Origin of the sequence: Streptomyces sp. NRRL S-87 (assembly GCF_000719335.1) — a bacterium.
GTDB lineage: Bacteria > Actinomycetota > Actinomycetes > Streptomycetales > Streptomycetaceae > Streptomyces.
Window position 1 is genome coordinate 1 of sequence record NZ_JOGB01000003.1, and the last position, 16,780, is coordinate 16,780.

Genomic DNA, 16,780 nt, shown 5'->3' on the forward strand with positions numbered 1-16,780 from the left:
CCTCCACCCCTCCCCCGAACGGACCACCCCCCACGCCGACCGCCGGTCCCCGGGGGAGCATCGGAGCATGCGGCACCCCTCGACGCGGACCCGCCACCGCGCCCCGGCCGCCCTGGCCCTGCTGGGCGTGCTGGCCGCCGGGGCGGCCGGGTGCGCGGACGAGGAGGGGCTGCGCAGCGAGGGCGACCAGGGGGAGGTCCACGCGCCCCTGACCCTGTGGAAGGACCTCCACCCCGCGCCGCCCCCGCCGGGCCAGACGCCCGGCCGGGCCGCGGTCGTGCCCGGGGCGCCCGCCGTACCGGGCGGCGACCTGCGCCGTGCCGACGTGCTGGGCCTCGTACGGGCCGACATCGTCTCCGCCACCCGCGAGGACGGCGGCACCGGACGGATGGTGGACCCACGGGCCGTCCAGCGGCTGGCCCGGTGCGCGGAGCACGGGAACCCGGGCCCGGACTGCCCGGTGCGCCCCGCCGTCCTCCACGACCTGACCGGCGACGGCAAGGACGAGCTGATCACGGCCGTGGACGTGGACGGGCGGCTGAGTGAGCTGCGGGTCTACGCCCTGCGCGACGGCAAGGTCGTACGCGTGTTGTCCCGGCGCGGCGTGCTGGAGGGCGTGGACGTGGCCGGCGGGCACCTGACCGTGCGCGAGCCCACCACCAACCCCGGCCTGGTCTCGATCTCCGACTACGTCTGGGACCCGGACAAGGGCAGCATGGTGCTCAGCCAGCTCACCGTCGACGAGTGCTCCTCGGCCGGGGAGTCCGACACCCCCTGCCCGCAGAGCGGGGTCTGACGTGGCCGGGCCGCTGGGCAGCCTGCGCTGGAAGATCGCGGTCATCACGACCGCCGTGTGCTGCGCGGTGGCCGCCGTCCTCGGGATCCTCGTGCACAACGTCGTGGCCCGGCAGATCGTGGGCGAGATCCGCAAGGACACCCTCGCCCGCCTCGAACACGCCATGGGCCACTACGAGTACGGCACCACGCACGGCGACGTGAACAGCACCCTCGACCCGCCCCAGCTGCCCGGGCCGCTGAAGGTCCTGGTCCGGCAGGGCGACACCGGCTCGATGGTCGGGGACCTGGACGGCAAGCCCGTCATGTGGGCCGCCACCCCGGCCGACGGCAAGGCGCTGGCCGTCTGGCTGCCGTTCGGGGAGACCCGCAGGCGGCTCACCGACATCGACACCGCGATCCTCGCCTCGGCGGCACTGGCGGCGGGGCTGGTCGCGCTGGCCGGTCTCTTCCTGGCGGGCCGGATCAGCCGCCGGCTGGCGGCCACCGCGGCGGTGGCCCGGCGGATCTCGGCGGGCGACCTCGACGCCCGTACCGACTTCCCCACAGGCGAGGACGACCGGCACCGCGACGAGGTGCGGGACGTCGCCGCCGCCCTCGACACGATGGCGGCGACCCTGCAGAGCCGGCTGGAGGCGGAGAAGCGCTTCACCGCGGACGTCGCGCACGACCTGCGCACCCCGCTGACCGGTTCGCTGGCCGCGGCCGACCTGCTGCCCGAGGGGCGCCCCAAGGAGATGATCAACGACCGGCTCAAGGCCCTGCACGCGCTCACCGAGGACCTGCTGGAGATCTCCCGGCTGGACTCCGGCGTGGAGCGGGCCGACCTGGCCCGGGTCGAACTCGGCCGTGCCGTGGAGCGGATCGTGGCGGCCACCCGGCTGGACACCGAGGTACGGGTCGTCCACGACGCCGTGGTGCTCACCGACCGGCGGCGGCTGGACCGGATCCTGGCGAACCTCGTGGCCAACGCCCACAAGCACGGGGCGCCACCGGTGGAGGTGACCGTCGACGGGCCGGTGGTCCTCGTGCGCGACCACGGCCCGGGCTACCCGTGGGACCTGATCGCCCAGGGACCGCGGCGCTTCCGCACCGAGGACCCCGGACGCGGCAAGGGGCACGGGCTGGGCCTGACCATCGTGGCCGGCCAGGCGGCGGTACTGGAGATCGAGTTGGAGTTCTCCAACGCCCCGGACGGGGGCGCGGTGACCCGCCTGCGCCTGCCCGTGCGCGAGCCCGCGGACAGCGGTTGAGGGCCTGTTTCACGTGAAACAGGCCCTCAACTCACCACGAATCAGGCGTTATCGGCCGCCATCAGCCGCGGGTCACGCTCAGACGCCGATGTTCTTGCCGTCCGTGCGCCAGACCGAGACCACGGCCGGACGAACGATCTTGCCCGGGCCGTCGGGCCACACCGACTGCGGGTTCTCGACGGAAGCGCCGTCGATCTCGCCCGGGTGCTGCACGGAGACCAGGACGCGGCGGTCCTGGACCAGCGGGCCGCAGGTCTCGGCGCCGCGCGGCACCGTCAGGAACTGCTTCAGCTCGCCGCGGCGCTCACCGGCGGTGGCGACGCCGAAGAGGCCGTCGTGGGAGCCGAGCTGGTTGCCGTCGGTGGAGATCCACAGGTTGCCGTGCGGGTCGAACGTGACGTTGTCCGGGCACGAGATCGGGCTGACCTTGTCCTTCGGGAAGCCCGCGAAGAAAGTGGCAGGGTCGTTCGGGTCGCCGGCGACCAGGAACAGGCGCCAGGCGAAGCCGTCCGAGGACGGGTCGTCGAAGTGCTCGGCGAGCTCCAGGATCTGGCCGTGCTTGTTGACGTTGCGCGGGTTGGCCTCGTCGGCCGGCGCCTTGCCGGGCAGGCCGCGGTTGCTGTTGTTCGTGAGCACCACGTACACGCGGCCGGTGCGCGGCGAGGGCTCGATGTCCTCGGGGCGGTCCATCTTCGTGGCGCCCACCTTGTCGGCGGCCTGGCGCGTGAAGACGTACACCTCCTCGGCGGTCATGCCCTCGACGTGCGAGACGGCGCCGTCCGCGGTGGCGGTGGCCAGCGGGATCCACTGGCCGGTGCCGTCGAACCAGCCGTCGGCCGGGAGCTTGCCGGTGCCGTCGATCTCGGCGGCCGGGGAGTCGCCGGTGAGCTTGGCGACGTACAGGGTGCCCTCGTCGAGCAGGGTCAGGTTGTGCTCGTGCGCGGCGCGGGACGTGCCCTTCTTCATCCGCTTGCCGGACACGAACTTGTAGAAGTAGTCGAAGCGCTCGTCGTCGCCCATGTAGACGACCGGACGGCCGTCCTCGGTCAGCCGCGGCTGGGCGCCCTCGTGCTTGAAGCGGCCGAGCGCGGTGCGCTTGCGCGGGGTCGACTGCGGGTCGTACGGGTCGAGCTCGACGACCCAGCCGAAGCGGTTGACCTCGTTGGGCTCCTGGGCCACGTCGAAGCGCTTGTCGAAGCGCTCCCACTTGCGCTCGGTGGCGCCCGGGGTGATGCCGTAGCGCTTCAGGCGGGCGACCTGGACCGGGTCGGTGGCGCTGTCGGCGTTGGCGAAGTACTGGTTGATGTTCTCCTCGCCGTGGAGGGTGGTGCCCCACGGGGTGGTGCCGCCGGAGCAGTTGTTCAGCGTGCCGAGGACCTTCGTGCCTGACGGGTCGGCGGAGGTCTTCACCAGGTCGCTGCCGGCGACGGGGCCGGCGAGGCGGAACTCGCTGGTGGCGGTCAGGCGGCGGTTCAGCTCGTGGCGGCGGACCGAGGTCAGCTTGCCGCTGCGGTGGTCCTCCTGCACGACGACCACGCCGAGGCCGTGCGCGGCCCAGGCGATCTCGACCTGCTCGCGGGTCGGGTTCTGCGGGTCGTACTTCTCGAACATCAGGTTCTCGTCGGTGTACTCGTGGTTCGCGACGAGGACCTGCTGGCGCTCGTACCCGCGACCGAGCGGGAGGAGGGCGAGGAAGTCGTTGTTGTAGCCGAACTGGCCTGCCTGGGCGGCGGCGGTCTGCTTCTTCGGGTCGAAGGCCGGGGCGCCGCGGAGGATCGGGTCGCCCCAGCGGATCACGACGTTCTGGTCGTAGCCTCCGGGGACGGTGACCTGGTCGTCGGTGTTCGGGGCGACGGGCGCGAAGCGCAGGCCGCGGGCGCCGAGGGCGGAGCCGGTCGCGGCGGCGTCGGCCGCGGGGACGCCGGCGGCCACGGCCTGCGCACCGCCCTGGCCGACGACGGCGGTGGTGCCGGCGGCCGCGGCGACGGTCACGACGGCGGCGGTGCGCAGCATGGCCCGGCGGGAGAGGGCCCCGGCTATGACGTCGCCGACGTACTCGTTGTCGCTGGTGTTCGGCACCTCGTGGAAGCACGCGTCACCGCAGCGGTAGCGGCAGGTCAGCGCGGAACGGCCGCCGGCGTGCGGGGTGCTGATGAGCGGCAGGAGTTTGCGCACGTATGTCCTCCGGTGAGCTACACGGCGACGCCCCCTGCGCCGACAACGTGTCGGAAACGATTCCGGAGGTGAACGTAGGAGCGCGGTGCGCCGCAGCGGCGGCGCGGGCGTGAACGAGGGGTTAATCCGTCGCGAATGCGCGGGAGTTCGGCCCGGCGGGGGGTTCGGCGGACGGACCGGCGTTCACTCACGCGGCCCCGGCGCGGTCGCGTACCGCCTCCCCATCCCTTGTTACAGGGGGCGATCCCGATAACCTTACGTGTCCACTCTGGTCAGGGATCTTTCGCCAATTACCCCGCAGGACGGACAAACATCGCACCCCAGCTCATGCGAAAGGCCTCGCCCATGGGTATCCGGAGTTTGTTGCGCAAGGTGTTCGGCCGCGAGCGTGCGGAGGCGACCACCGATACCGAGCAGGCGGAGCGGACCGAGGCGATGGTCCCGGCGCAGTCGCCGGCCCCGGACGGCGCCCTGGCCCCGCTGGACGCTGCGGCCGAGCTGGTGGCCGCCTCCTTCGACAACCCCACCGTCCCGTCCCAGTCCACCCCGCGCGAGACCGAGCCGGCCCTCCTCGGCCCCGCGGACCCGGCCCCCCGCCCGTCGCTGGACACCCCCGCCGACCCCACGGTCCCCGAGGCCCGCCGCGAATCCGCGCCCGGCGCCGCGGCCCCGAAGGCCACCGCCCCCGCCGAGGCCGCCGAGGCCGAGGCCGAGGCCGCCGAGGCCCCCGCCGAGGCCGTCGAGCCCGCCGAGGCCGCTGAGCCCGCCGCCCAGGTAACGGCCGACGCCGAAGTGACGGAGGCCGAGGAGCCGGCCGCCGAGGTCGAGGTGACGGAGGTGGAGGAGCCGGCCGCCGACGCGGGGCCGACGGCAGCGGACGCCGAGCCCGAGGCCGTCACCACCGATGCCGCCGATGCCGCCGATGCCGAGGTCACCCAGGCCGAGGAGCCCGCCGCCGACGCGGTGGCCGCCGAGGCGGAGCCGGTGGTGGCGGACGCCGAGGCCGAGCCCGTCGTCCCCGAGGCCGAGGCGGAGCCGGTCGAGGCCGAGCCCGTCACCGCCGAGGCCGAGGCCGAGCCCGCCGAAGCCGAGCCCGTCACCGCCGAGGCCGAGCCCGCCGAAGCCGAGCCCGTCACCGCCGAGGCCGAGGTCGAGCCCGCCGAAGCCGAGCCCGTCACCGCCGAGGCCGAGGCCGAGCCCGCCGAAGCCGAGCCCGTCGAAGCCGAGCCCGTCACCGCCGAGGCCGCCGAGGCGGAGCCCGAGACCGTAGCGGCAGAGCTGGAGCCCGAGCCGGTGGAGGCCGGCCCGGCGCTCACGCTGGCGCAGGTCCGCTCGGCGTCCAAGGCGCTGGCCGACCCCTACAAGGCGGCCGGCAACGTACTCCGCGGCCGCGGCCGTACCGGCGCCCGCGCGAAGGTCTACCTGGTCCTCGACCGGTCCGGCTCGATGCGCCCGTTCTACAAGGACGGCAGCGCCCAGCACCTCGCCGACCACGCCGTCGCCCTCGCCGCGCACCTCGACGAGGCGGCCACCGTCCACACCGTCTTCTTCTCGACGGACATCGACGGCACCACCGACCTGACGCCGGCCACCCACGCCACCGTCGACGAGACCCACGCCGCCCTCGGGCACATGGGCCGCACCAGCTACCACCGCGCCGTCGAGCAGGTCCTGGAGCACGTCAAGGGCGCCGAGGACGGTCCGGTGCTGGTCGTCTTCCAGACCGACGGCGCCCCGGACGCCAAGCAGCCGGCCCGCCAGGCCCTGGCGGAGGCGGCGGAGACGGCCAAGCACGTCCACTGGCAGTTCGTCGCCTTCGGCGAGCACGACAACAAGGCCTTCGACTTCCTGCGCAAGCTCGACGCCGAGGCCGAGAACGCCGGCTTCTTCCACGCCGGTCCCGCCCCGCGCGACCTCGCCTCCTCCGCCCTGGTCAAGGGCATCCTGGGCGACTTCCTCCGCTGACCGGTGCCGGCCGGCGCTCCCCGGAGCGCCGGTCGGCGGACCTCCGGGCCCGTCGGCCCGGCGGTCACCCCAGGCTGCCGCGGCCGCCCGACCGGAGCGGAGCGGGCAACTCCGTACAACTCGCAGGGAGGTTCGGCGGTCTCGCCTTCGTACGTCCACTGCGACATCGGGGGCCCACGCCATGAACCACCTGAACCACCTGAACCACCTGAACCACCTGGACCGGCCGCACCACCCGGACCGGCTGCACCACCCGGACCACCCACCGGCAGGCCGGCGCCCCCGCACCGCCGCGGCGGTCGCCGTCCTCGCCGCCGTCGCCGGCATCCTGCCCGCCCTCGCGGCGGGCCCGGCGACGGCGGCGGGTGCGGCGGGTGCGACGGCCGCGGCGACGGCGGGCCCGGCGGCAGCCGTCCCGCCCGCCCCGGCCGCGGGCACCGCGTCGGCCGCCACCCCTCGCCCCTGGCCCCAGCCCTGGGGCGCCCCCGCACGGCTCACCGGCACCTCCGCTGAGCGCGACGTCCGCGGAGTCGTCCTCCTCTCCGACGGTTCGGCCGTCACGCTGTGGACCCAGAAGTCCTCCCCCGCCGCCCAGGAGAGCCCCCTGTACGCGGCCGTGCGCCGGGCCGGCACCAACACCTGGGGCGCGCCTCAGCCGCTGACGTCCGCCGCCGCCCGGGTGCGCGAGGTGAAGGTGGTCGCGGCCGGCACCGGGGCCGTCGCCGTCTGGACCGAGGCCCCGGACGCCGCCCCGGGCAGCCCGGGCGGGGAGCGGATCGTGAGCAGCGGTCTGACGGCCGGAGGCTGGTCGGCGCCCGTCCCCGTGGCCGGCGCCGAGCCGGGCCGGACGCTCGCCGGACTGGACCTCGTGGCGGGCCGGACCGGCACCGTCACCGCCGTCTGGACGCGCGGCGAGCCGGACGGCATGCCCCCGCGCGAGGTGCGCGGGGCCACCCGGAGTGCGGCCGGCTCCTGGTCCGGCGACGTACGGGTGAGCGTCGACCCCACGGGCCATGACGGCAGCATCGAGGGCACTCCCCGGCTGGCCGTCGACGCCCGCGGGACCACCGTGGTCGCCTACGGCCAGGTGATCAGCAGCGACTCCGGCGTCCCCTTCACGGCGACCCTCCCCGCGGGCGGGCGCACCTGGAGCGCGCCGGTCCGGCACCGCGACGACTTCGCGTTCTCCCGGTCGCCGCGGCTGGCCGCCGGTCCCGACGGCACGGTGGCCCTGGTCTGGGCGGGTCCCTTCACTTCCGGCGGGAAGACCCCCGTCAGGGTGCTGACCACGAGGGACGCGGCGGCCGGCTGGCCGGAGGAGCGGTCCACCGTGCAGGCCGACGGGGTGGCCGACCTGCCGGAGCCGCAGCTGTCCGCCGACGGCGCGATCACCCTGGTGGGGATGGACCGGCGGGGCGGCTACGTCTACGCCACCACCCTGGCCGCGGGCGCGCGCACCTGGTCCCCGGCCCGGGACCTCACCCTCGGCGGCACCGAAGAGCAGCAGTACGACGTGTCCACCGGCCCCGACGGCACCGTACGGGCGCTGTGGACGGAGCACCGCGACGGCACGGACGGCGCCGTGCTGGTCCAGGGCACCCGCGGCCCGGACGGCAGGTGGGCCACGGCTGCCCTGAAGGGGACCGAGGTCCGGGGCCGCGGGCAGGGCTTCGACACGGAGATCGCGGCCGGGCCGGACGGCCGCGCGGTGGCGGTCTGGTCCCGGCTGGGCGGCCAGGACGCCAACACGCTGTGGACCGCCCGTACGGTGCCGCAGGCCGAGGTCGTGTCGGCGGCCGTCCCGGCCCTCGCGAAGCTCGCGGGCACCACGAGCGGGAGCAGGGTGTGGGCGCCGGTCTGGAAGCTGGACCGGCCGGTGTCCGCCTGGTCACTGGCCCTGACGGACCGGCGGGGCCGGACCGTCCGCACCCTGTCCGGCTCCACCACCACCTCGACCGTCGCACCCGTCTGGAACGGCCGGACCGCCGGCGGCGCCCTGCCGTCCAACGGGCCGCTGTCCTGGCACCTGAGCGCCACCCCCGCGGCCGCGGCCGGCCGGGGCGTGGTCGCCGCCGGCCGGGTCACCGTGACCGGCGGAAGGGTGGCCCGCCGCGATCTCGGCGGCCCCGGCGGTCTGCTCGACGGCACCGCCGACCTGCTCGCGCGGACCGCCGACGGCGGCATCCGCACGCTGTACGGCGACCGGGCCACCGGCGCCTTCAAGGGCGGTACCACCGGCGCGGGCTGGGCCGGGGGCACCCGCCCGGTCCCCCTGGGCGACGTGGACGGCGACCGCTGCAACGACGTCCTCGTGGCCGTGCCGGGCGGCGAACTCCGCCTCTACACGCCCGCCTGCGGCACACCGCTCACGCCCGGCACCCGGCACAAGGTCCTCGGCCAGGGCTGGAACCGGTACGACGTCCTCACCTCGCCCGGCGACGTCGACGGCGACGGCCGCGCCGACCTCCTCGCCCGCGAGGGGTCGACCGGCAGGCTGTACGTGTTCGGCACGACCCGCACGGGGCTCAAGCCGCGCGTCGCGGTGAGCGGCACCTTCAAGGGCTACAAGAAGATCGTCGGCGCCGGCGACCTCGACGGCGACGGATTCGGCGACCTGCTGCTCCAGGACGAGGGGAACGCGCTGTGGCGCATGGACGGCACCGGGCGCGGCTCCTTCTTCCGCCGGGTGCTGATGGACCAGGACTGGGGCCGCTCGTACGACGCCGTCGTGGGCGTCGGTGACCTGACCGGCGACGGGTGGGACGACCTCGTCGCCCGCGACCGCGCGGGCCGGGCCTGGCGCTACTCGGGCAGCGCCGAGGGCAGGTTCCGTGTCCCGGTGCGGATCGCCACCGGCTGGCAGGGCTACACCGGGCTGTTCTAGCCGTTCTGGCCGGACACCCCCCGGGGGCCGTCCGCGAACGCGGACGGGGCCCGGGATCCACTCGAGTGGATCCCGGGCCCCGTCACGTCGTGCGGCGGACCCTCGGCGGGCCGGCGGTCAGTGCGCGCCGGCGTCCGGGTGGACGGCCTCGGAGACCGGGCGGTCGCCGGTCGCCTTCTTCTCCACCGGCTTGCGCAGGGCGATGTTGAGCTCGCGCAGGCGGGCCTCCTCCAGCTCCGTCGGCGCGCCCATCATCAGGTCCTGGGCGTTGCCGTTGAGCGGGAAGGCGATGGTCTCGCGGATGTTCGGCTCGTCGGCCAGGAGCATCACGATGCGGTCCACGCCCGGGGCGATGCCGCCGTGCGGCGGGGCGCCGTACTGGAAGGCGCGCAGCATGCCGGCGAACTCGGTCTCGACGGTCTCGCGGCTGTAGCCGGCGATCTCGAAGGCCTTGAACATGATGGCGGGCTCGTGGTTCCGGATGGCGCCGGAGGACAGCTCGATGCCGTTGCAGACGATGTCGTACTGCCAGCCGAGGATGTCCAGCGGGTCCTGGGTCTCCAGGGCCTCCAGGCCGCCCTGCGGCATCGAGAAGGGGTTGTGCGAGAAGTCGATCTTGCCGGTCTCCTCGTCCTTCTCGTACATCGGGAAGTCGACGATCCAGGCGAACCGGAAGACGTTCTCCTCGAACTGGCCGGCGCGCTTGGCGGCCTCGACGCGGACCGGTCCCATGATCTTGGAGACCTCGTCGAACTCGCCGGCGCCGAAGAACACGGCGTGGCCGGCGGCCAGGCCCAGGCGCTCGGTGAGGACCTTGACGTTCTCCTCGGTGAGGAACTTCGCGATCGGGCCGGTCAGGGCGCCCTCCTCGCCGACGCGGACCCAGGCCAGGCCCTTCGCGCCGAGCGAGACGGCGAAGTCGCCGAGGCCGTCGAAGAACTTGCGCGGCTGGTCGCCGGTGTTCGGCACGGCGAGCGCGCGCACGTGCTTGCCCGCGAAGGCCTTGAACTCGGAGTTCTCGAACACGTCGGTGATGTCGACGAGTTCGAGGTCGGTGCGCAGGTCGGGCTTGTCGTTGCCGTACTTCAGCATCGACTCGCGGAACGGGATGCGCGGGAACGGCGAGGTGACGTGGCGGCCGCCGCCGAACTCCTCGAACAGCTCGGTCATGAGCTTCTCGATCGGCTGGAAGACGTCCTCCTGCTCGACGAAGGACATCTCCACGTCGAGCTGGTAGAACTCGCCCGGCGAACGGTCGGCGCGGGCGTCCTCGTCGCGGAAGCAGGGCGCGATCTGGAAGTAGCGGTCGAAGCCGGAGATCATCAGCAGCTGCTTGAACTGCTGCGGCGCCTGCGGCAGGGCGTAGAACTTGCCCGGGTTCAGGCGGGACGGCACCACGAAGTCGCGCGCGCCCTCGGGGGAGGTCGCGGTCAGGATCGGGGTGGCCATCTCGTTGAAGCCGAGGGCGCGCATCTTGTCGCGGATCGCGCCGATGACGGACGAGCGCAGCATGATGTTGCGGTGCATGCGCTCGCGGCGCAGGTCGAGGAAGCGGTACTCCAGGCGGCGCTCCTCGTTGACGCCGTCGTCCGTGTTGATCGTGAACGGCAGCGGGGCGGCCGCGCCGAGCACCTCGACCTCGGCGGCCTCGATCTCGATCTCGCCGGTGGCGAGGTCGGGGTTGATGTTCTCGGCGCCGCGGGAGACGACCTTGCCGTCGACGCGGACCGTGGTCTCCTTGGACAGCTTGTCCAGGACCTCGGCGGCCGCGGTGCCCGGGCGGGCCACGAGCTGCGTGATGCCGTAGTGGTCGCGCAGATCGATGAAGAGGATGCCGCCCAGGTCTCGACGATTGTGCAGCCAGCCGCTCAGCCGGACGTCGGAGCCGACGTCAGAGGCGCGGAGCTCGCCGCAGGTGTGGGACCTGTACCGATGCATCGTTCATCCAGTTCTTCGCGACAGCGCGCCGCGGGTCTCGCGACGCGATAGCAGGGTGGAATTCAACCCTGTCAAGGTTACCGTCCGGGCGCGACCGGTAGCCCGCCCGTTTCCGCGCCCCGGCCGAGCCCCCGCGGGCGCCGCGTCCGGAGCGCGCACCCCCTCGACCACCTGTAAAGATGAGGTAATGCGCACCGAGGACGTCCTGGCCGCGATCGCGACCGGCATGTGGCGGTGGGACAACGCCTCCGGGACGGTCGCCCTCGACGGCGAGGCCGCCCGCCTGCTCGGGTTGCCCGCGGAGCCGGCCACCCTCCCCGAGGCGGCGGCCCGGTCCCGCTTCCACCCCGTGGACTGGAACGAGATCAACGCGATCGTGAACCTCGCCGTGGCCGAGGGCACCCTCGCCGAGGCCCGGCTGCGCATCGTGGACGAGGGCGGCCGGGTGCTGCGCACCGTCCGCAGCCGCACCAAGCCGGTCTTCCACGAGGACCGGGACGGCCGCCGCGACTACCGCCTGATCGGCACGATCCAGGAGATCGCCGAGCCCCAGCCCGGCACCACCGCGGCCCACACCACCGTCACCGGCGACTGGCGGCGCTCCCGCGAGGCCTTCCTGCTGGACGCGGGCCGGGCGCTGGCCGAGGCCCGCTCCACCGCCGAGGTGCTGCGGGTGGCGGCCTCGCTGTCGATGCCCGGCTTCAACCCCGACGGGCTGGCCGTCTTCGGCGTGGCCGGCGACCGGCTGTCGATCATCGGACACCACGGGCACCTGCCCGGCGACGACGTGCCCTTCTCCGACATGCGCCTGGACACCGACTACCCGGCGGCCGAGGTGGTGCGCACCGGCCGGGCCATCTACCTCCCGACCCCGGAGGAGTACCGGCGGCGCTTCCCGGCCACCTGGCCGCTGGCCCAGCGCTTCGAGCGGGAGTCGTGGGCCTTCCTGCCCCTGATCGTGGCCGGCCGCACGATGGGCGCCTGGATGGCCGCCTTCAAGCACCCGGTGACCTTCTCCCCCGACGAGCGCTCGGTGCTCACCACGGTGGCGCGGATGCTGGCCCAGGCCCTGCAGCGGGCTGTGGTGGCCGATTCGGAGCGGGAGCTGACCACGGGGCTGCAGCGCTCGATGATGCCCTCCCTGGGCGGCCCGGTGCCGGGCATGACGGTGGCCGCGCGGTACGTGCCCACCGGCGGCGGCCTCCAGGTCGGCGGCGACTGGTACGACATGATCCCGCTGCCCTCGGGCCGGTTCGCCCTGGTCATCGGGGACGTCCAGGGCCACGACGTACGGGCCGCGGGCCTGATGGGCCAGCTGCGGATCGCCGTCCGGGCGTACGCCTCCGAGGGCCACCGGCCGGACGCGGTCCTCTCCCGGGCGTCCCGCTTCCTGGCCGGGCTGCACGCCGGCACGGAGGGGGCTGCCGAGGCGTACGACGACGCCGACGCGAGCAGCCCCCGCTTCGCGACCTGCCTGTACGTCGAGTGCGACCCGCAGACCGGAGTGCTGGAGGTGGCCCGGGCCGGGCACCCCGACCCGGTGGTCCGGATGACCGACGGGACGGTGCTGATGCGCCCGACCGCCGGGGGCCTGCCGCTGGGCATCGTGCCCGACACCGACTACCCGACCACCCGGTTCACCCTGGAGCCGGGCGAGACGATGATGCTGTGCACCGACGGGCTGATCGAGACCGGCGGGCACGACCTCGACACGGGCTGGGCGCGGCTGCGCGCGGTCCTGGAGGACGGGGAGTACGCCGCCGAGGGCCTCGAGAAGCTCGCGGACGCGCTGGTCTCCGCCGTGCACGGGCCCTCCTCGCACCACACCACCGGCCCGCTGGCCGACCGGCGCGAGGACGACATCGCCGTGCTGCTGCTGTGCCGCGAGGGCGCGGGCCGCGGCCCCGGCGAGCCGGTGTCCCACCCGAAGCGGCCGGCCCGGCGCACGATGCTGACGGTCGCCCAGGCCGAGCCGGAGCGGATCGCGGGCGCCCGGCGCCAGGTCAGGGAGCTCCTCCACGACTGGGCCGACCCCGAACAGGTGGACGCGGCCGAGCTGATGGTCTCGGAGATGGTCACCAACGTGCTGCTGCACACCGACGGCGACGCCATGCTGCTGGCCGAGGCCGTCGGCGAGCTCGGGCGGCGGCGGCTGCGCGTCGAGGTGGCCGACGGCAGCGACGAACTCCCCCACATGCGGCACCCGAACGAGATGTCCTCCAGCGGGCGCGGCGTGCTCCTGATGGAGATGCTCGCGGACGACTGGGGCGTCGACCCGCGCGGCGAGGGCAAGTCGATCTGGTTCGCCCTCCACGAACGCTCCGAACCGCAGCCGGACTGACCCGGTCGCGCGGGGGCGGCGTGGTGCAATGGCCGCGTGAGCTCCCTGCTGCCCGAGCCCGTGCGCCGGCTCGCCGCCTGGTGCGTCGTCCTCCTCCTCGTCACCGGCGTGGTGGCGGTCCTGGTCTGGCTGTGCGTCCTCTTCCAGACGGCGGTCACCCCGGTCCTGCTCGCCCTGCTCGGCGCCGCGCTGCTCGGCCCGCTGCACCGCCGGCTGGTGCGGGTGCACGTGCACCGGTCGCTGGCGGCCGCCCTCACCTGCCTCGCCGTCCTCGCGGTGGCCGGCGGGGCGACGTACATCGTGGTGACGGCCCTGGTGAGGACCGGGGACCAGATCGTGGCGGGCCTGCACAAGGCGGGCCAGGACCTGGCGGGGCGCTTCGGGGCGGCCGGCACGTCGCTGGAGGACGTGGCCGCGAACGCCAAGAACCTGCTGGCGGACTTCGGCGGCACCGCCGCGTCCGGGGTGCTGACGGGACTGAGCGTGGTGGCGCAGGTGGCCGCCATGGCGGTGCTGTCGCTGCTCCTGCTCTTCTTCTTCCTGCGCGACTCCGACCGGGCGGCCGGCGCGCTGCGCTCCCTGGCCCCGCGGTCGACCGGGGACTTCGTCGAGGCCCTGGCGCGGCGGGCCTTCGGGGCCGTCGAGGGCTACATGCGCGGCACCACCTTCGTCGCCCTGATCGACTCGGTGTGCATCACGACCGGCCTGCTGGTGCTCGGCGTGCCGGGCGCGGTCGGGCTCGGCGCGCTGGTCTTCGTGGGCGCGTACATCCCCTACGTCGGCGCCTTCATCTCCGGCTCGGTGGCCGTGCTGGTGGCCTTCGGGGACCAGGGGTGGGCGACCGCGCTGTGGGTGCTGGGCGTGGTGCTGGCCGTCCAGCTGCTGGAGGGGAAGGTGTTCACGCCGATGATCCAGAGCCGGACCGTGCACATGCACCCGGCGGCGGTCATGGTGGCGATCACGGCGGGGGCCAGCGCGGCCGGCGTCCTGGGCATGCTGCTGGCGGTCCCCGTGGTGGCCGCCGTCACCGGCACCGCCGCGGAGCTGCGCGCCCGCTACGCGCCGGCGGCCGGGCCCGCCACGGAGTGAGGGGGCCCGGCCGGATGCTCAGTCCTCCGCCGGTCCGGCGCCGCGGTGGCCCAGGCCCGTGTGGGCGTGGGCGGCGGCCGGGATGACGCCCAGGCGGCCGGCCTGGAAGTCGTCGAAGGCCTGCTGGAGCTCCGCGCGGGTGTTCATGACGAACGGCCCGTAGTGCGCCATCGGCTCCCGGATCGGGCGGCCGCCGAGCAGGACGATCTCGAGGTCCGGCGTGTGGGAGTCCTGCGACTCGTCCGCGCGCACGGTCAGCGACCCGCCCTCGCCGAACACCGCCGTCTGACCGGTCTGCACGGGCCGCCGCTCGGCGCCGACGGTGCCGCGGCCGGCCATGACGTACGCCAGGGCGTTGAAGTCCTCGCGCCACGGGAGGGTGATCTGCGCGCCCGGGGTGACGGTCGCGTGGATCATCGTGATCGGGGTGTGGGTGATGCCGGGCCCCTTGTGGCCGTCCAGCTCGCCGGCGATCACGCGGAGCAGCCCGCCGCCGTCGGGGGTGGACAGCAGCTGGACGCTGCCGCCGCCGATGTCCTGGTAGCGCGGGGGCATCATCTTGTCGGAGGCGGGGAGGTTCACCCACAGCTGGAGGCCGTGGAAGAGCCCGCCGCTGACGACGAGGGACTCCGGCGGGGCCTCGATGTGGAGCAGGCCCGACCCGGCGGTCATCCACTGGGTGTCGCCGCCGTTGATGACCCCGCCGCCGCCGTGGCTGTCCTGGTGCACGAACGTGCCGTCGATCAGGTAGGTGACGGTCTCGAAGCCGCGGTGCGGGTGCCAGGGCGTGCCCTTGGGCTCGCCGGGCGCGTACTCCACCTCGCCCATCTGGTCCATCATGATGAACGGGTCCAGGTACTGGTACTTGATCCCGGCGAACGCACGGCGCACCGGGAATCCCTCGCCCTCGAATCCGGCGGGCGCGTCCACCACGCCCAGCACCTTCCGGGCGACCGTTCCCTGACCGGGCTCCGCGACCCGGGGGAGCGTCAACGGGTTCTCAACAGTCACTGCAGGCATGGTCCGGACCTCCTTCTGCGTCGAGTTTAGTTGAAACTCGAACTTTCCGCGACCCCTGCAACGTACCCGCCCCACCGTCCATTCCCGGCCGCGGCACCGCCTCCTCCCAATGTCGGTCCGCCCGCCCGCACGCGCGACAGGCCCCGGAGCCAATGGCTCCGGGGCCTGCCGGTTGGGTCGCGCCGCGTCGGCGGCAGCCGGTGTGGGGCCGGCCGGGTGGGGCGGAGGGCGCCCCCGTGGCCCCGATCCCCCGTGGCCCCCGCCCTCCGCACTCCCACTCTCCGCCGCGGGACGCGCGACCGCGATGCTTTCGGGCTCCGCCGAAGCGTCGCCCGCTCCCGGCCCGGCACCACCACTCACCGGCTGCTGTGCAGCAGCTCGACCCCCAACCCCGTGACGGAGTGCAGGACGGCCTTCCCGTCCCGCTCGGTGGTGATCAGGCCGGCCGCCCGCAGCGTGCGCGTGTGCTCCGAGACCGAGGGCAGGCTGATGTCGAGGGCGCGGGCCAGCTCGCTCGTGGTGCGCCGCTGCGTCAGGGACTGCAGCACGGCCGCCCGGGTGCGCCCCAGCAGCGCGTCCAGCGCACCGCCCGCCGGGCCCGCCCCGGCCAGCGGCAGCGGCGTCATCGCCGGGTAGAGCAGGACGTACGAGCCGTCCGGCCGCTCGGCCAGCAGCGGACGCCCCGTCCAGAACGCCGAGGGCATCAGCTGCAGCCCGCGCCCGGCCGGCCGCACCTCGTAGTCCGGGGGCAGTCCGACCTCGAAGGTCGTGCCCGACCAGCGGGCCGCCGGGTGGGTGCTGGCCAGGGCGGCGCGGATGCCGTGCGCCGCCATCAGACGGGTGCGCCAGGCCACGTCGGCGTGGAACGACTGCCGGATGCGCGGCCAGTACGGGGCCACCACGGTCTCGTAGCCGGCCCGCAGCGCCCCTTCGAGTCCGTCCCAGGCGTCCCGGTCCCGGCGCCACAGCGCCCGCAGCCAGGAGTCCGGCCCCGGTGCGCGGCCGGCCACCGTGCGGAACTGCCCCGCGGTCAGGTCCGGGGCGGCCGCCCGGACGGCCGCGAGGGCCTCGTCGAGGCCCGCCACGTACGGCTCCACGAAGGCGGGGTTGTCGCCGTCCGGCCGCAGCAGGTCCAGCAGGGGCCGCACCCGGTCCGGCAGCTCGCGCGCCAGCCGGCCGCGCCAGCGGCCGAAGACGGCGGCCTCGTCGGTGCGCTGCCACGCGGCCAGCGCGAGGGCCAGCTCGACCAGCGGGTAGGGCTCCGGGGCGAAGGTGACGCCCAGCAGGTCCTCCGCGCCGAAGTGCACCCGCAGCAAGCCG

10 protein-coding genes are annotated in these 16,780 nt (G+C 74.6%); 6 read left to right on the plus strand and 4 right to left on the minus strand.

Annotated features, from left to right (window positions below; genetic code table 11):
- Nucleotides 1-67: 67 nt before the first annotated feature.
- Both IF43_RS0102205 and IF43_RS0102210 read left to right on the plus strand, forming a co-directional pair.
- On the plus strand, nt 68-796 hold the full coding sequence (locus tag IF43_RS0102205) for a hypothetical protein (RefSeq protein ID WP_051794624.1): 729 nt from the start codon (nt 68-70) through the stop codon (nt 794-796).
- A 1-nt stretch (nt 797) separates the two neighbouring features.
- Nucleotides 798-2,048, plus strand: a complete 1,251-nt coding sequence (locus IF43_RS0102210; protein WP_037887216.1) for a HAMP domain-containing sensor histidine kinase — start codon at nt 798-800, stop codon at nt 2,046-2,048.
- Nucleotides 2,049-2,126: 78 nt separating this feature from the next.
- Here the strand turns inward: IF43_RS0102210 and IF43_RS0102215 are convergent, their stop codons facing one another.
- Nucleotides 2,127-4,223, minus strand: coding sequence for a PhoX family phosphatase (locus tag IF43_RS0102215; protein WP_030193140.1), 2,097 nt, complete (start codon nt 4,221-4,223; stop codon nt 2,127-2,129).
- Nucleotides 4,224-4,568: 345 nt separating this feature from the next.
- Here IF43_RS0102215 and IF43_RS0102220 point away from each other — a divergent pair, with 345 nt between their 5' ends.
- A complete protein-coding gene (locus tag IF43_RS0102220; RefSeq protein ID WP_030193142.1) occupies nt 4,569-6,188 on the plus strand; it encodes a VWA domain-containing protein in 1,620 nt (539 codons plus the stop codon).
- Nucleotides 6,189-6,369: 181 nt separating this feature from the next.
- Nucleotides 6,370-9,072: a VCBS repeat-containing protein gene (locus tag IF43_RS37745; RefSeq protein WP_051794554.1), complete on the plus strand. Its 2,703-nt coding sequence runs from the start codon at nt 6,370-6,372 to the stop codon at nt 9,070-9,072.
- A gap of 117 nt (nt 9,073-9,189) precedes the next feature.
- Here IF43_RS37745 and aspS read toward each other — a convergent pair whose 3' ends face one another.
- Nucleotides 9,190-11,010, minus strand: a complete 1,821-nt coding sequence (gene aspS, locus IF43_RS0102235; RefSeq protein WP_030193146.1) for an aspartate--tRNA ligase — start codon at nt 11,008-11,010, stop codon at nt 9,190-9,192.
- Nucleotides 11,011-11,197: 187 nt separating this feature from the next.
- Between aspS and IF43_RS0102240 the strand changes: the two genes are divergently transcribed.
- On the plus strand, nt 11,198-13,351 hold the full coding sequence (locus tag IF43_RS0102240; RefSeq protein ID WP_030193148.1) for a SpoIIE family protein phosphatase: 2,154 nt from the start codon (nt 11,198-11,200) through the stop codon (nt 13,349-13,351).
- A 36-nt stretch (nt 13,352-13,387) separates the two neighbouring features.
- On the plus strand, nt 13,388-14,440 hold the full coding sequence (locus tag IF43_RS0102245; RefSeq protein ID WP_030193150.1) for an AI-2E family transporter: 1,053 nt from the start codon (nt 13,388-13,390) through the stop codon (nt 14,438-14,440).
- A gap of 18 nt (nt 14,441-14,458) precedes the next feature.
- Here the strand turns inward: IF43_RS0102245 and IF43_RS0102250 are convergent, their stop codons facing one another.
- Both IF43_RS0102250 and IF43_RS0102255 read right to left on the minus strand, forming a co-directional pair.
- Nucleotides 14,459-15,460, minus strand: a complete 1,002-nt coding sequence (locus IF43_RS0102250) for a pirin family protein (RefSeq protein WP_030193151.1) — start codon at nt 15,458-15,460, stop codon at nt 14,459-14,461.
- Between the two features lie 356 nt (nt 15,461-15,816).
- Nucleotides 15,817-16,767 carry a helix-turn-helix transcriptional regulator gene (locus IF43_RS0102255; RefSeq protein WP_234331926.1) on the minus strand — a complete coding sequence of 317 codons (951 nt, stop codon included), beginning with the start codon at nt 16,765-16,767 and terminating at the stop codon, nt 15,817-15,819.
- Nucleotides 16,768-16,780: the final 13 nt, after the last annotated feature.